The organism is Lentibacillus kimchii (assembly GCF_042666895.1).
GTDB classification, from domain to species: Bacteria; Bacillota; Bacilli; order Bacillales; family Amphibacillaceae; genus Lentibacillus; species Lentibacillus kimchii.
Genome location: NZ_JBHTGR010000022.1, coordinates 1 through 14645, shown reverse-complemented (window position 1 = coordinate 14645; position 14645 = coordinate 1). Strand labels below are relative to the sequence as shown.

The window sequence follows — 14645 nt, the reverse complement described above, 5'->3', positions numbered from 1 at the left end:
ACTATACTGCTATAACGTCACAATCGTCAATATAATAGAAAAAAGAGAGGCTTTTCGTAATTTTCATTTAGTTAGGCCCTGAACAGCTGAATCATTAAACAGCCCCGGGGTTTGCGAATTCCCCCCGGGGACGGCAAGCTTATTTTTTTCCTGTGATTTACTGCTATTAACGTCACTTAGCCTCTAGCTGACTTTCGCTTCCGGTCGATAAAGAAGGCGGATATCAATCCAATCACCGCGAATAGAAAGGCAACGAAAAAGGCTGTTTTCACACCGCTTAAATAATTCAAAGGATCCACCGCTTCCGAGCCAGTTTCAGCCTGACTGATAAAGGAAATGATAAACGTCAGTCCGAGTGATCCACCAAACTGCCGTGCTGTATTGACAACCGCAGTCCCGTGCGGAATCAGCTCATCTGGCAGCGCATTGATGCCGGCGGTCATGATCGGCATATTAATCAAACCGACACCCGCCATGGCCAGCATGAAGAGTATCATCGTCACAATAAATGGTGTGTCAAGCGTCAGAATGAAATGGAAGCCGAGTGTGCTCACAACTAACAAAACAAACCCTATAATCGCAATGATTCTTCCGCCATATTTATCGAACAAATTGCCTGCGAAAAGCGACATCAGCGCAAGCGTTAAAGCACCAGGCATCACAATCAGACCACCATAAAATGCCGAAAACTGCTGCGCGTTCTGTACATACATCGGCAGCATCGTCTCAGACGAAATAAGCAGACTGAATGCGAGAATCGAAACAAATGCAACTAATGCCAGCGTAGGCACTTTGAGCACGCGCAGTTCTAAAATCGGCGTCTGCAACCGCAGCTGCTGGACAGCAAATAGCGCCAGCGCGACAGCACCCACAAGCATGCTCACAATCGCAATCGGATCTCCTATGCCTGCATCCTCTACGCGATTAAATCCGTACAGCATGCCGCCAAAACCGACCGTTGACAGTATAATTGAGGAAAAATCAATATCTGTTTTTCGCTGTTCCGTAATATTGCGCATAAATATAAATACCAAAACAAGAATTAATGCAGCAATCGGAAGCGTTACCCAGAATAATGAACGCCATTCAAAATAGCGTACCATAACGCCCGATATCGGCGGCCCGATAGCAGGTGCCACATTAATCACAAGACCGGCCAGTCCCATCGCGAATCCGCGTTTTTCCTTAGGAAACACCAAAAACAGAATCGTCTGCATCAGCGGTATCATAATACCAGAACCGACACCCTGAAAGATCCGTCCTGCCAGCAAGACAGGGAAGGAAGGTGCCGCCAGACCAATCAATGTTCCAATAAAAAACATCGACATCGCACTCAGCATTAATGTCCGTGTTTTAAATTTATCGATCAAATAGCCCGTTATTGGAATCAAGACGGCTATCGTCAGCATATAACCAGTTGTCAGCCATTGAACTTCCGTCGAGTTAACGGAGAATTCCTCCATGATTTTCGGGAAGGCTGTGATAAGCAGAAATTGTGTCAAAACAGATAAAAAAGATGCCGATAAGGTAATCGCCACAATCAAGCGTCTATAAGAACGTGATAAATCCACCGAAGCCATATTGCCTGCCCCCTTTTCCTTAAACACTCACAAACATGATGCCATCGCAGCAACCGCAGACACACTGATGCACATATTACATCCTTCACGATATTACATCAATCAGCGAGTAAGCACAACCCCTGAAGAGTCGTGATTAAAGCGGGCAGATGCCTCCATTCATCTGTTTAATGTGTCTGCTGCCAGCGGTGTTTTTGCCTGTAGCCATAGGTCGTGTTGCGCACCAGTGCCTCATTTTCCAGTCCGGCGCCAATGGCACCAGCCACAGTCGAAATCGAGGATGCAAACCAGGCGATTCTCAAGTATTGCACCATACCGGCAGACGTCTTAAGCGATAACGTTTCGCCCAGAAAATCTGGCGGGATAAATACAAGTGAGGTAACTAAAAACAACAAAAATAAGACCGCATAATAAATGCTAACAGCAATCACCAGGGTCAGCACTGTTGTTAAGTTATAAAGCCTGCGAATACGTTTTTGACTTCGCGTTGACGGACGTTCCCAGAGATCGTTGGCCATGATTATCCAGAGAACCATACCGAAAATAGCTGCAAATGTCACGATTACCAGACGCCAGCTTGAAAATAAATGACTCAACTGCCACATCGTTGTAAAAATCATCCCAAACGAACCAGTGGTAAACGCAATCGCAATAACCTTTGTCAGACTTGTCATCATGCTAAACGGATTATTAGCAAATGTCATGCCCGATAATAAACGAATCGTGCCATTCACTTGCGGTGTGAAGATATAGCGCGTGTGGCGATTCCCCGTCTCCTCAAGCCTTGCCCGCATTTTTCGTACGGGCGAAATGGGAAATTGTCTCTGCAGCACCCGAGAGCCCGGAACCGCACGCTCCCTCTCATCAGCGCTCAGCATATGCTGGACATTATGCAGCACCGTTTTCTGGATTTGTTTCAAAACAGGCATCCAGCCGTATGCTGGAATAGAAATGAGACTGACGTCACGATCCTCATCGATATCAACGGCAACGATATATTTATTATGAAACACAGGCAAATCTGTCAGACTGATAATATAATCCCAATCTTTTGTTTGACGGTAACCGGCGGCTTCACTAATAATCTCGCCAGCTGTTTCAGCGGCACCGGTCAGTGAATCAACGACAGTCTCTACCTCCCATTCTGCTTCACGGGAGAGCGCGCTTGTCAGTGTGTCAGGCAACGTCCTGGCCAAGTCATGAGCCAGTCTTTCCGCAAGCTCAGGCGCTGCAATCAGACCAATTTTAATCGTTTGTGTCATGGCGCACCCTCCTCCTCTCTGTGTCTTTGCTCTGTTCCCTCATAAGAGGACGATTCATCTTTTGCGATACCACGATTATCTGATTCGACTGTGCCCTGCTCCATTTGATAGTAGCGTGTCAGCTGCCGGTAAGAATACGCAATATGCCGGATTTCGTCTTCTTTTTCAACGGTAGCACCAATGGCTCCGGCGAGTGTTCCAAGTGACGTTGCCAGCCACGCCAGCCGCATGAAATTTTGCAAAGGCTGATCAGTACCAGAATCGGTCCATTCCTCAAACAGACCAGCTGGAACAAAGAGTGAAATACTGAACATAAACATCGCATACAGCAGAACATAATTAAGAACAGCAATACAGATTAATGTCATAACAGTCGTGGTATTATATAACATCCGGTATTGATTCTGCCCTTTAGATGAAGGCCTTTCCCATAAATTATGAGCAAAAATAATCCATGTCACCATGCCGCCAATAGACAAAAGCATCAGCAGTATAAACCGGAGCGGTGTATAGGAGACACTTAACTGCCACGGTGTTGAAAAAATCGATATATAAGTCCCTGTCGCAAAGGCCAGAGCCAGAATTTTTTTAAAAGACTTCAGCGCCAGCCACGGCCGGTTAGCGAATGTCATGCCGGACAATACCCGCAGCCAGCCAAAAACGCTTGATTGCAGAATAAAGCGTACATCTGTACTGCCGCTTTCCTGTGGAATGACTCGGTTAACCCTGGCTAATAAAAACCGCTCGCGAATAGGTGACGTCTTTTTTTCCGTTTGATCTGTGTAACCATTGGTATAAAGCAGTTCAACAATAAAAACGAACGCTTTCCGGATTCGGTGTTTAAGCGGGAAAGCACCGAACGACGGTAAAGATACCAGAGCTGCTCCGCGCTGAACGCTGGCGTCTGTCGTAACGGCCTTGTAATCGGAAAAACTCGGCAGATCGGTAAGACAGATCACATAATCCCAAGCGTGCTCTTGTTTAATACGGGCCGCCTTTTCAATAATGTCACTGACATATTCCGCAGCTCCTGTAATCGGATTAACTTCTCTTTCAACATGCCAATCAACGGTTGCATCGACGCGCTTCTCCAAGTCTTCAGCCAATCGGCTAATAACTTTTTCAGCAACATTTGCAGGCAAATCCGGAGAAGGAATCAGCCCAACTGTCATTGACGCCATAATTTTCCTCCTTTCCTGTCTTATTTCTAATTCATGCCCCTTACAGTATACCCGCAAGCCATATACTGAAACTACCCCTGAAATGAGAATAAGAATTCAGACCATTGTTTAAAGCATCCCTGTAAACAACAACATAAAAAGGAGGGGGGATAAAACGAAAGTGATCGACTCTAAATCAAACGAAGCTCAGATTTAGCAGAGAAAAAGACTAAAGTCTTCACGCGGTTAATATGTTTTTCACGAAACCCATGACACCACAAAATCAGCTTCACCAGAGAGCTCATACTCCGTTATGTCATGTGGCAAAATGAAGTTCGTGCCTTTATAAAGAGAATATTCGTCGCCATCAACCTTCAGCACAGCCTCACCTGAAATTACACTGACTTGCAGAAAGTCTGTCGATAGCGTCTTTTCAACTGTACCGTTAAGTGTCCAGTGACTGACTGCAAAATAGTTATTTTCCACCAGTTTCGTCACCTTCATGTCACCAACATGCGACGTGCTCTGATCCAATTCCGGAGTCTGATGAGGAACATTTGTCACCTGTCTAGCCTTATCAAGATGCAATTCGCGTTGATTGCCCTGACTGTCCTGCCGGTCGTAATCATAGACACGATACGTAATATCCGAACTCTGCTGGGTCTCGAGAATAACTACACCTGCGCCGATCGCATGAATCGTGCCGCTGGGAACATACACGAAATCACCAGGCTGCACTTTCACACGCCGCAATAGCTTGTCCCATTTACCATCATCCATCATTTGACTCAGCTCATCCTGCGTCTCAGCATGATGGCCAAGAACCAGTTCAGCATCCGGCTCAGCATCCAATACATACCAGCATTCTGTCTTGCCATATGGCTCATTTTCCATTTCGCGGGCGAGCGCATCATTCGGATGAACCTGGACCGACAAGTCATCATGAGCATCCAGTATTTTAACCAGAAGCGGATAAGCATCATCAGCATCTGGCGCACGATTGAATAGATCGCCATGTTTCTCCCAGGCGTCAGCGAGCGTCCAGCCTTTTAGCGGTCCGTTTTCGATAACGTTTGCGCCATGAGAATGGGCTGCAATGACCCAAGCCTCCCCTGTCTGCTCAGACGGGATATCATACTTAAATTCCGTTTTTAATTTCTGGCCGCCCCATATTTTTTCTTTGAATACGGGCTGTAAAAAAATCGGTTCGTTAGACATGGAACTCCCTCCATTACGTTAAATTCGATCAGCTTTAATCTCATTATAGCAACTATTTTATGCTATAATACAGTTATAGTACTAAATGATTTGTGGTGAGCTTTAATGAAAAATACGTTATACATGACACACGATTTATCTTTTATTCCGGATCACACTCTCCCGGAGGGTTATCAATTTCAATTTTTCAGCGATTTCGATGACAGAAATCATTGGGCGGAAATCGAAACCGCCGCCAATGAATTCCAAATTGAAGCAAGCGCATTGCGACGGTTCCAGAATGAGTGCGAGCCACACTTGGATGAAGTACGAAAACGTCTCATCTTCCTGTTGAATCCGAACGGTAATTATGCTGGTACCACAATGGCCTGGTTTAATGCGTACAACCACCAAACAATCGGGCGGCTGCACTGGACCGCTATTCATCCGGCATATCAAGGGCAAAAACTGGCCAAGCCGTTAATTGCTAAAGCCATGAATGTGCTCGCTCAACACCACAACCAGGCTTATTTAAAAACGCAGCCGCACAATCTGGCCGCCATACATAATTACTTGCACTTCGGTTTCCAGCCGCTCCTGATCGATGAAGCCAGTAAACAAACCTGGAATCATGTATACGCCAAACTCTCTGACACGTAAAAAGAGAGGATCACAACAGCTGATCCTCTCTTAAATAATTATTGAATCGTATCCAGCAGCTCGTAGGCTTTTTCTTTAGAATCCGCCTGCAATAAGTCGTTGCGGAATGATTCATCCATGAGCTTGCGCGAAAGCATTTGCAGGATTCGCAAATGATCGTCTCCAGCGCGCTCTTCCGGAACTGCTATCATGAAGATCAAATGAGCATCCGTTCCATCCATGCTCTTCCAGTCGACGCCCTGTTGACTGTGACCAAAGACAACTGCAGGCTGCTTAACCGCAGCTGACTTCGCATGAGGAATCGCAATGTTCATTCCCATTCCGGTTGTGCTTTCCTGTTCCCGTTCGAAAATCGCTTGCTTCATCGTTTCCGTTGAGGAAATCAGATTCTCGGCATTCAGCATGCCGATAAATTCATCAACGACTGCTTCCTGAGTTGTCCCTTCAACGTTTGTTGTGATTAGATCCTTTGTCAGAATATCCGTTAATTTATTAATCGTAATGGATTCCTGATCGGTCTGTCCTTCCGTTTCCGTATTGGTCTCCGATTCAGCCGCGTCTGTGGATTGGCTGGCATTTGTCTCTGATTGATCAGAATTGTTATCTGTATTATCAGTGCCGCCGACAGCCACACCTTCAGGGGTTACAGCTTTCGGTGTCACATCTTTTTTCAATACGTTGACCAAGAGAGCCGTTACCACCGTACCGACAATAGCTGCGATAAAGAACATCACGATGTTGTCAATGGCACCAAGCACGGCTACAATCGGCCCGCCGTGAGCGACGTGGTCACCAACACTGCCCATCATCGCAATCACGGATCCAGCCATTGATCCGACCATAATACTTGGAATCACTCGCAGCGGGTCCTGCGCTGCAAAGGGAATAGCACCTTCGGAAATACCGAATAAGCCCATCGTAAAGGATGCCTTACCCGTTTCTTTTTCCGTAGACTCATACTTGCGTTTGTTCATGAATGTTGCGAGTCCCATGCCAAGTGGCGGCACACAAATCGCAACCGCAATTGCTCCCATAATTTCAAAGTTCCCTTCAGCAATCATCGCTGAACCAAACAGAAAGGCGACTTTATTAAAGGGTCCGCCCATGTCAACTGCAATCATAGCGCCAAGAATTAAGGCAAGGATAATCGAGCTGGCACCCTGCATTCCCTGCAGCCATGTTGTCAGCGATTCAAATACGCTGGCGACCGGTGCGCCAACAACGAAAATAAACACGGCACCGACAATTAATGTCGCAATAATTGGTATGAATATAATGGGCATGACAGGCTGTACCGCTTGTGGCACCTTAATCTTTTTGATCCCAAGGGCAACATAACCTGCCAGAAAACCTGCAATAATACCACCCAGGAAACCAGCATCAGCTTCACTGCCATAAAAGCTTCCCGTAACAGCTATATAACCACCGACCATGCCAGGTACCAGTCCCGGGCGGTCAGCAATACTGTAAGCAATAAAAGCAGCTAAAATAGGGACCATAAAACTGAATGATGCGTTACCGATATTTTCAATTTGTTTCCAGAACGAATCATCCGGTATTTTCAGGCCACCGTCTGTCTGTTCACCGCCGAGTGCTAATGAAATCGCAATCAAAAGACCACCGACAACAATGAACGGAATCATATACGAGACACCATTCATCAAGTGACGATAGATCGGGTTTTGCCCGTCTTTTTTGTCCTGCTTAGCCTGAGCTGGCTGCTTATCGTTTCCGCCGTTTCCATACACGGGTATATCGCCGCTTTGAGCACGTTTAATCAGTTCTTCGGGGTTATTGATCCCTTCCTGAACACCAACAACAAGCAATTGTTTGCCGGCAAAACGTTCTTTATCCACTTCTTTATCGCTCGCAATAATAATGGCGTCAGCTTGTTTAATATCATCAGCCGTCAGTTCGTTTTCTGCGCCAATCGAGCCCTGCGTCTCAACCTTGATAGCGACACCCAAGTCATCCGCTGCGTTTTGCAGATTCTCAGCCGCCATGTACGTATGAGCGATCCCGACCGGACAGGCCGTTACAGCTAAGAGCTTCATCAGTGAATCCCTCCCTTTGATAATCCGCTTACATTATATAATGGTTTTCCCCATAAAAAATAATTCACTTTTACCGGAGAAGTGGCAAAAAATGAATTATTGATAAAGCGCATTCACGATAGCAGCGACGCTTGTTGCTCCCTGCAGCTGTTTAACCAAAGCAGGCTGCCGGCTTATCGATGCGATGGTTTGCATCAGTGGTTTAATCATATGAGCATCCTGTCTGGCAATAGCCAGAAGAAAGACCACAGAAACCTGTTCATGTCCCCACAGCAGCGGCTCTGGCAGGATGGCTGCTGCGACAACCGATTCCGTCACAAGATCCGGCCGGGCATGCGGAATCGCGATCCCTCCTCCGATCGAGGTAGCGGACGATCGTTCCCGCAGCATGGCACTATGAACAAACGACCGGTCAGTATAACCTTGCGCAACAAGCTTCTCAGCCATAATCTCCACCACTTCCAGCCGATGCGTCTGCTGCATATCCAAAAAGAGCACATCATCACGCAACAGCTGCTGGAGTGCACCGATTTTTTCCTGACTAACCGGGTCATCGGCATCCGAGGAACGAAACCATTGATTGAGCCGCTCTTTATCATCTGCTTCTAAAAGGGGCGACACCACAATGACAGGCAAAGCAGCATCTGGCATCGCCGTTGTTGAAATGATGACATCAGCTGCATGCTGTTTCGCAAACGACTCAGCCTCTGCCTTGCTGGTGACACCAATGATGTCAAGCTGCTGATATGTCTGCTCCAGTTTCGCTTGCAGCAAATGCGACATACCGACACCAAGCTCACAAACAATCACAACACGTTTACGATAAGATTGTTCCTGAGCCATTCGTTCAACAGAAGCCTGGAAATGAAGAACCAGATAAGCTGCTTCATGTTCTGGAATGGTCAGGTCATACGTCTCATTCACATCTTCAACCGCAAACACAACCATACTAAACATATACGGGTATTTCTGTTTGATATCTTCAAGCATCGGATTGCGGATTGTCAATCCATTTTGCAGCCGGTCAATGGCTGACTCCAGATGCGTCTGCAGACCATCAAGCAATACCTGATCCGCCTGAAAATGGTTCATGGTCATCCGCTCCAGCTGTTCTGTGATTTTTGGAACAACTTTCTTGATTAGATGATTAGCCGCCTGATCCGTTACTAGCCGTGCTTCCCTGCAGCTTTCCAGATGCCACGTATAATAGATATGCTCATTTTCCGGAAATCTAAGCCCGAGCATTGTCTCCAGTTGATTTAAGAACCAAGCGGCCATGTGATAGTTTTCCAGTGTCACACCGCGTCCCTTTTCAGTGTCATTTTCCACAGCTACAAGTGAGCGCTGCCGCGTTCGTTTAATCATGATTAAGCCATGAATCAGCAAGCTCTCAAACTCACCAGTATTCAAGGAAAACGAGAACTGTGTCTGCAGATCACGCAGCGCTTTTCTGACGGTGTTAATCTCCTGTTCCGGAAACAGCTGCAGCACATAAGCTTTTTCCTGCATCTTTGAGGTCACGAGTTCCGACAAATGGGCGAGGGCATTGCGTTTGTTAAGCTCAGTTCCCTGCACCTGACTGCCGAGACGCTGTTTAGAGACAAGCGTTAAATTGTAGTCTTCCAGCCATTCAGCAATTTTTTCAAGGTAGCGCTTGATGGTCATTTTATTGGTATAATACTTATCAGCAAGAAATGTTAATGTCATAGGCTTGTTGCTGACTAAAAGCTGATACGTTATCTCAGCGATTTGTTCATGTTCCTGCGTCGTCTGTGACTGATACAGCTGGCGAAACAGCCGGGATTTAGCCTCATTGCTGATGACAAGGGATACACCCATGCCAGGTTTTCGCGCAAACCGTAAAGAGGAATCGGTTTCAAACGCACGCTCCAGCTGATTCAAATCATTCCGAATGGTCTTCTCCGAGCAATCAAGCTCATCAGCCAGTTCCTGCACCTGCACAAATTCATTTGACTGCGTCAGTAATCGGTGCATCAATTCTTTCTGACGATTTGTCATCCGTCTCACCGTCCATCCCAATGCCTGGCCTCCAGTATAGCACGTGTCGGGTATGCACTGCAGTTGTCAGAATCATTCGTCGGCTGCTGCTATACAGTTAACACCCCGCTCATTCCCATATAATACCAGAAGCTGATCCAATTTTACCCCCTTCAAGGAGCCATTCATCAGACGGATTTTTGACCCCTGCCCGTATATCATAATGATCATAAAGCCCGCCGAGACTGTCTTTCTCCGGCGGATCACTAACGTTGTCCGGTGTCTCTGCCACACCTGCGGCAAGTTTTTTAATGTAGGCTTCACTTAATTCCTGAGCACGCTGCTTGCTTGTCGATGCATCCACTTGAAGGATAAAGATGATTTCCTCATCTTTTTCGGACACATCAATCGACGAATCGCGCACCTCTGCTTCGTCATGAATCGTATTGTTCGCCTCTTGAATCGCTTTGTCTGTTATGGCAGGCGTTTCCCCATCACCGCTGCATGCGCTTAAAAGCATTATAAACGAAATGATTAATAAAAACAGGCCTGTTCTTTTCACACGACACCCTCCTCATCATTCATCATACCATGATACGTTTTCAGCACATAGAATTCTAGGAAAGTGGCGTATAAACGTGCCGCTAATTATAAAGGTGTGACATAAATGAGACGGGTTTGAAAGATAATAGTCAAACATTAAAAAGGAGGATTGATCATGAAGAATCGACCAGAAAGAGACGAGGAAATGCGGACAGAGGGGATTTCCCGAATGATCAATGAGGGTGGATTAGGTGCGCTCAATTATTATGATGTAGCAGACGAATTATCAGATGAATCTGCAGAAACTGGTGACAGGCGTAAACCATCGCAGGCTGACGCAGCAGACGATTAGACGCTCATACCATACCGTCAAAGGCTGACCATTGTTATTTAAACAGAAACATCAGCCTGCGAAACAGTAACGATTCGGGGACCAGCGGAAGCACTGTATTGCGAAAACCGGTGGCTAACGGGTGCTGCCACTGAGCCGCCCAGCCAATCTGCCGGGAAAGCTTGATGACTTTATTGGCCTTTTTCAGACGTTTTGCCTCATAGCGCGATAAAGCAGCCGGCATAGAAGACTCCTGACTGATGGCGTTCATTAATTCATAAGCATCTTCAATTGATTGGCCCGCACCCTGCCCCATATTCGGCGTGGTCGCGTGCGCTGCATCACCCACCAGCGCAATGCGTCCGTATACAAAGGAATCGAGCGGCTTGATATCGTGAATATCGTGATGCAGGAAAGAGCCGCTTTCCGTTTCGCGGATCAATCTTTCTGCTGTCGGCGAAAAATGCCCAAACAAGCGCGCCGTGCCTTCTTTCGTCAGATTAGCATAATATTCATTGTTTGCCTGCGTATTGACACAGGCAAACCAGTACACACGCCCGTCATAAAGCGGTGCCCAGCCAAAACGGCCTCGTCCAGACCAAGCTTCCGATGATGTATAATATGGCACATCACCTTTATTCCAAGCAATGCCCCGCCAGCACGTATAACCCGCAAAACGCGGTTCACTTCCCGGCACAAGCGCGCGCCGGAATACCGAGTGAATGCCCTCTGCCGCTATAACATAATCAAACGTTTCCGTGACATTATCCTGGAATGTCAGCGTGACTTGATCCTCGTACTGGTTAAAATCTATCACCTGCTTATTAAAATGGAAATAATCCGGATCAACGGCATTGTACAAGGCTTCATGCAAATCGGCCCGATGAATGGTCAGCGTCTCTTTGCCGTACCGCTTCTTCAACCGGGAAAAGTCAATCCGATTCATCACCGTAAGTTCATCGTTTAATAACCGCTGCTCCTGGAGCGGCATACCAGCTTGTTCAATCGCGTCCGCAATGCCCATGCGGTCCAGGGCAAGCACCGCATTAGCTCCCAGTCCAAGACCGGCACCGAGCGGTTTAAACGCTTGCGTCTTTTCGAATACATGCGCTTTGATACCTTTTTTATGAAGGCCAGCCGCTAAAGCAAGCCCGCCAATGCCGCCGCCAATAATTGCGAGTCTCATTTCTAACCTGCCTCCAGCATACCTGGCCAGCTGTTGCACGTATGACCCATTCCACTACGGACGGCCATACGACATTCCAAAACCCCGGCCGGATTCCACCATTTGACGTACTTTATTTAAACGGAGTGATTCATATTTATCCAGCGCCTTAGTGCCCGCATCTCCCTGCACACCTGCGGATACACATTTGCTCAGGGCCGCTGCATCCTGCAATGACTCGTTAAAACCGCTGGCCGTGATCGGAGCGGGGACATGCCCGGCATCGCCAATCAGACCGATACGTCCTTTGACAAGATTGTCCGGCACATACTCCTTGATGGGGATTCCCGTAAGATTCCTTGTCTCCAGAGCCTTGAGCGTCGCGGACAGCCACGGCTCGGGCCACCTTTCATAAGCCTGGTCAGCTAATTTATCCAGTGTATCGTCCGGAATATCCGGGCCTGCAAGGGAATGATGCACAACATTGCCTTGGACACAACCGAGACGGCGCAACTGATCATTGCGCGTGTTATCATAAAACGTACAGCCAATGCGCCTGTTCTCTGATCCGGGTGAACCGTCCTCCCGTCCAATCACTGAACCGAAAAAGAAACCGCCATTAATGCCGCCCAGCATATTCACACTCGGACCTCCATCGCCTGGACGTTCACCTTCAGGCATAGATTCTTCTTTGATAGAGGCAAACCATACCAAGTAGCCAGCATACGTTGCATCTGGTTTATGCGGCGCCACATGGCGACGCACCTGACTGCGATGGCCGTCAGCACCAATCAGGATATCAGCGCGAAACACCTCGCCCTCATCCGTCTCAGCCCACGCGGCTGCATTATCCTGGTCTACCGTTTGCACACGTACATTGAAGCATAAATCAATGGTCGAATAAGATTGAACTTCTGTCCGCAAACGATTTTCGAGCGTTGACCAAAGCTTGATTGATTTCTTTCCATCGGTTACGATTTTTCGCAAATAACGTGCTGTTTTCGACCGATCAAACAGACCACCGTCCACTTGCAAACCCGCGCCGCCAGGCCTGTCCTCATCGGCTTTTTCTAAAATGGTTACATGCAATCCTTCCCGAGCCAGAGCAATACCAGCCATTAATCCGGAGAGCGACGCACCGACGACAACAGCCGATCCATCTGCGGCAGGTTTTTCAATGTCTTTATCTGGAGCCGTTTTTTTCACTAAAAATCCTCCCGTTACGGTGGTTATAAATGCCATTATATCAAAGATTGGCAAGAACTAAAGCTGCATGATCATTCGAGTACAGCATTCACTTTAACGGAAGGAGGCTGGTCATCTCAGATGCAGACCCTATTGTCTATTGGTACTCCTCCAGATGAGATGGCGTTAATTCATGGACTGATTTTACACCAGCCAAACCCATCGTCAAATCCATGTCGGCCAGCATATTCTGCAGAACTTCGTGCACACCTTCCTCCCCAGCAGCGGCCAATCCATACATACAAGGCCGCCCGACCAGTACAGCCTTTGCGCCAAGAGCCATGGCCTTCAAAATATCCGAACCGCGTCGTATGCCGCTATCCATTAAAACAGGAAGTTTATCCTGAACCACGTCCATAACTTGCGGAAGCGCATCAAGAGCACTTATGGCGCCATCCACCTGACGTCCTCCGTGATTGGAAACAATGATCCCGTCAACCCCATGTTCCATGGCAAGCTTCGCATCATCCGGATGCAATATTCCTTTCAATAAAATCGGCAACGACGTATGCTCCCGCAAAAATGATAAATCATCCCATGTCAGACCGGGATTGCCAAACAGTTCCGTCCATTGCATAGTAGCAGACAAAGGATCTTCCTCAGGAGATTTTTCAAGCTTTGCACGGAAGGCAGGATCAGACATATAGTTGCCCACTCCCTCTCCCATTAAAAACGGCAAATAAACATTTTTTAAATCATACTCCCGCCAGGCAAGTGTATGCGTATCCAGTGTCACAACAATAGCTGAATAACCGGACGATTCTGCCCGTTCAAGGAAACTTGCCGTAACGTCAGGGTTCTTGTTCCAGTAGAGCTGAAACCACTTCGGCGCCTCGCCCATTTCATCAGCGATTGTCTCCATCGGTTCAGTTGATGCAGAACTGGCAATAAACGGAATGCCCATTTCCGCACAGGCTCTCGCTGAACCAAGATCGCCTTCCTCATGAATAATCGATTGAACACCAATTGGGGCATGTAACACCGGATAATTGTATGTTTCGCCAAACAGGTTCACAGTCAAATCCCGTTCCTCTACATCCCGGAGCATGCGTGGCACAAGATGCCACTGATTAAAAGCATTCAGATTCGAATTCATGGTTTTGCCGCCGCCAGCACCGCCAGCAACATAATAATAGGGCCCATCTTCCAGAACGTCTCGAGCCTTCCTTTCCCATTCCTCATATACGACCGGAAGCCTGTGCGGATCCGGATTTTGCATCGTCCTGTATTTTTGGAACTGCACTTGGTTGCCGAAATTAGCCATAAATTTAATAATCTCCCTTCCTCTCCAGGCTAACATTAATTATATTACAAATTATCAGAAATTAAAATGGGAGGGATTGGACTGGTGCCTGTGGTCAATACCCCATTTTTCGGACAAGAAAATATTCGACACATTGATCATAAATGATCATGTTTATTCGATTGTTTGCTTGTGATTCAGGCTGCC

12 protein-coding genes are annotated in these 14645 nt (G+C 47.2%); 2 read left to right on the top strand and 10 right to left on the bottom strand.

The features are described from left to right. Nucleotides 1-176 precede the first annotated feature (176 nt). The 4 genes from ACFQU8_RS08905 to manA form a co-directional block, all read right to left on the bottom strand. The gene (locus ACFQU8_RS08905) at nucleotides 177-1580 is read right to left on the bottom strand and encodes an MDR family MFS transporter (protein WP_382358870.1); all 1404 of its coding nucleotides are present in this window, start codon (nucleotides 1578-1580) and stop codon (nucleotides 177-179) included. A 167-nt stretch (nucleotides 1581-1747) separates the two neighbouring features. Further along, the gene (locus tag ACFQU8_RS08900; RefSeq protein WP_382358868.1) at nucleotides 1748-2842 is read right to left on the bottom strand and encodes a 5,10-methylene-tetrahydrofolate dehydrogenase; all 1095 of its coding nucleotides are present in this window, start codon (nucleotides 2840-2842) and stop codon (nucleotides 1748-1750) included. Beyond that, entirely contained in the window at nucleotides 2839-4023 is a 1185-nt protein-coding gene (locus ACFQU8_RS08895) for a hypothetical protein (RefSeq protein WP_382358866.1), read from the bottom strand. Before ACFQU8_RS08895 ends, ACFQU8_RS08900 begins: the two co-directional genes overlap by 4 nt. 237 nt (nucleotides 4024-4260) lie before the next feature. Further along, on the bottom strand, nucleotides 4261-5220 hold the full coding sequence (gene manA / locus ACFQU8_RS08890; protein ID WP_382358864.1) for a mannose-6-phosphate isomerase, class I: 960 nt from the start codon (nucleotides 5218-5220) through the stop codon (nucleotides 4261-4263). A gap of 123 nt (nucleotides 5221-5343) precedes the next feature. Between manA and ACFQU8_RS08885 the strand changes: the two genes are divergently transcribed. Beyond that, nucleotides 5344-5859 (top strand): GNAT family N-acetyltransferase, encoded by a 516-nt coding sequence (locus ACFQU8_RS08885; protein ID WP_382358862.1) that lies wholly within the window; start codon nucleotides 5344-5346, stop codon nucleotides 5857-5859. 38 nt (nucleotides 5860-5897) lie between these two features. Here ACFQU8_RS08885 and ACFQU8_RS08880 read toward each other — a convergent pair whose 3' ends face one another. The 3 genes from ACFQU8_RS08880 to ACFQU8_RS08870 form a co-directional block, all read right to left on the bottom strand. Then, complete coding sequence (locus ACFQU8_RS08880; protein WP_382358860.1) at nucleotides 5898-7913, bottom strand: fructose-specific PTS transporter subunit EIIC; 2016 nt, start codon at nucleotides 7911-7913, stop codon at nucleotides 5898-5900. Between the two features lie 96 nt (nucleotides 7914-8009). After that, nucleotides 8010-9953 carry a BglG family transcription antiterminator gene (locus ACFQU8_RS08875; RefSeq protein WP_382358858.1) on the bottom strand — a complete coding sequence of 648 codons (1944 nt, stop codon included), beginning with the start codon at nucleotides 9951-9953 and terminating at the stop codon, nucleotides 8010-8012. Nucleotides 9954-10041: 88 nt separating this feature from the next. Next, complete coding sequence (locus tag ACFQU8_RS08870; RefSeq protein ID WP_382358856.1) at nucleotides 10042-10473, bottom strand: hypothetical protein; 432 nt, start codon at nucleotides 10471-10473, stop codon at nucleotides 10042-10044. A 156-nt stretch (nucleotides 10474-10629) separates the two neighbouring features. On the opposite strand from ACFQU8_RS08870, the gene ACFQU8_RS08865 reads away from it, so the two are divergent. Further along, nucleotides 10630-10806: a hypothetical protein gene (locus ACFQU8_RS08865; protein WP_382358854.1), complete on the top strand. Its 177-nt coding sequence runs from the start codon at nucleotides 10630-10632 to the stop codon at nucleotides 10804-10806. 34 nt (nucleotides 10807-10840) lie between these two features. Here the strand turns inward: ACFQU8_RS08865 and ACFQU8_RS08860 are convergent, their stop codons facing one another. From ACFQU8_RS08860 to ACFQU8_RS08850, 3 genes are all read right to left on the bottom strand, one after another. Then, the gene (locus ACFQU8_RS08860) at nucleotides 10841-11971 is read right to left on the bottom strand and encodes an FAD-dependent monooxygenase (protein ID WP_382358852.1); all 1131 of its coding nucleotides are present in this window, start codon (nucleotides 11969-11971) and stop codon (nucleotides 10841-10843) included. 54 nt (nucleotides 11972-12025) lie between these two features. Continuing rightward, complete coding sequence (locus ACFQU8_RS08855; RefSeq protein WP_382358850.1) at nucleotides 12026-13156, bottom strand: FAD-dependent oxidoreductase; 1131 nt, start codon at nucleotides 13154-13156, stop codon at nucleotides 12026-12028. A gap of 136 nt (nucleotides 13157-13292) precedes the next feature. After that, nucleotides 13293-14459, bottom strand: coding sequence for a lactate 2-monooxygenase (locus tag ACFQU8_RS08850; RefSeq protein ID WP_382358849.1), 1167 nt, complete (start codon nucleotides 14457-14459; stop codon nucleotides 13293-13295). Nucleotides 14460-14645: the final 186 nt, after the last annotated feature.

Excerpts from the sequence above, each read along its gene's own strand:
- ACFQU8_RS08885 (WP_382358862.1), top strand. The coding sequence starts at position 5,344 with ATGACACACGATTTATCTTTTATTCCGGATCACACTCTCCCGGAGGGT.
- ACFQU8_RS08900 (WP_382358868.1), bottom strand. The coding sequence starts at position 2,842 with ATGACACAAACGATTAAAATTGGTCTGATTGCAGCGCCTGAGCTTGCG.
- ACFQU8_RS08895 (WP_382358866.1), bottom strand. The coding sequence starts at position 4,023 with ATGGCGTCAATGACAGTTGGGCTGATTCCTTCTCCGGATTTGCCTGCA.
- ACFQU8_RS08860 (WP_382358852.1), bottom strand. The coding sequence starts at position 11,971 with ATGAGACTCGCAATTATTGGCGGCGGCATTGGCGGGCTTGCTTTAGCG.
- manA (WP_382358864.1), bottom strand. The coding sequence starts at position 5,220 with ATGTCTAACGAACCGATTTTTTTACAGCCCGTATTCAAAGAAAAAATA.
- ACFQU8_RS08880 (WP_382358860.1), bottom strand. The coding sequence starts at position 7,913 with ATGAAGCTCTTAGCTGTAACGGCCTGTCCGGTCGGGATCGCTCATACG.
- ACFQU8_RS08850 (WP_382358849.1), bottom strand. The coding sequence starts at position 14,459 with ATGGCTAATTTCGGCAACCAAGTGCAGTTCCAAAAATACAGGACGATG.
- ACFQU8_RS08865 (WP_382358854.1), top strand. The coding sequence starts at position 10,630 with ATGAAGAATCGACCAGAAAGAGACGAGGAAATGCGGACAGAGGGGATT.
- ACFQU8_RS08905 (WP_382358870.1), bottom strand. The coding sequence starts at position 1,580 with ATGGCTTCGGTGGATTTATCACGTTCTTATAGACGCTTGATTGTGGCG.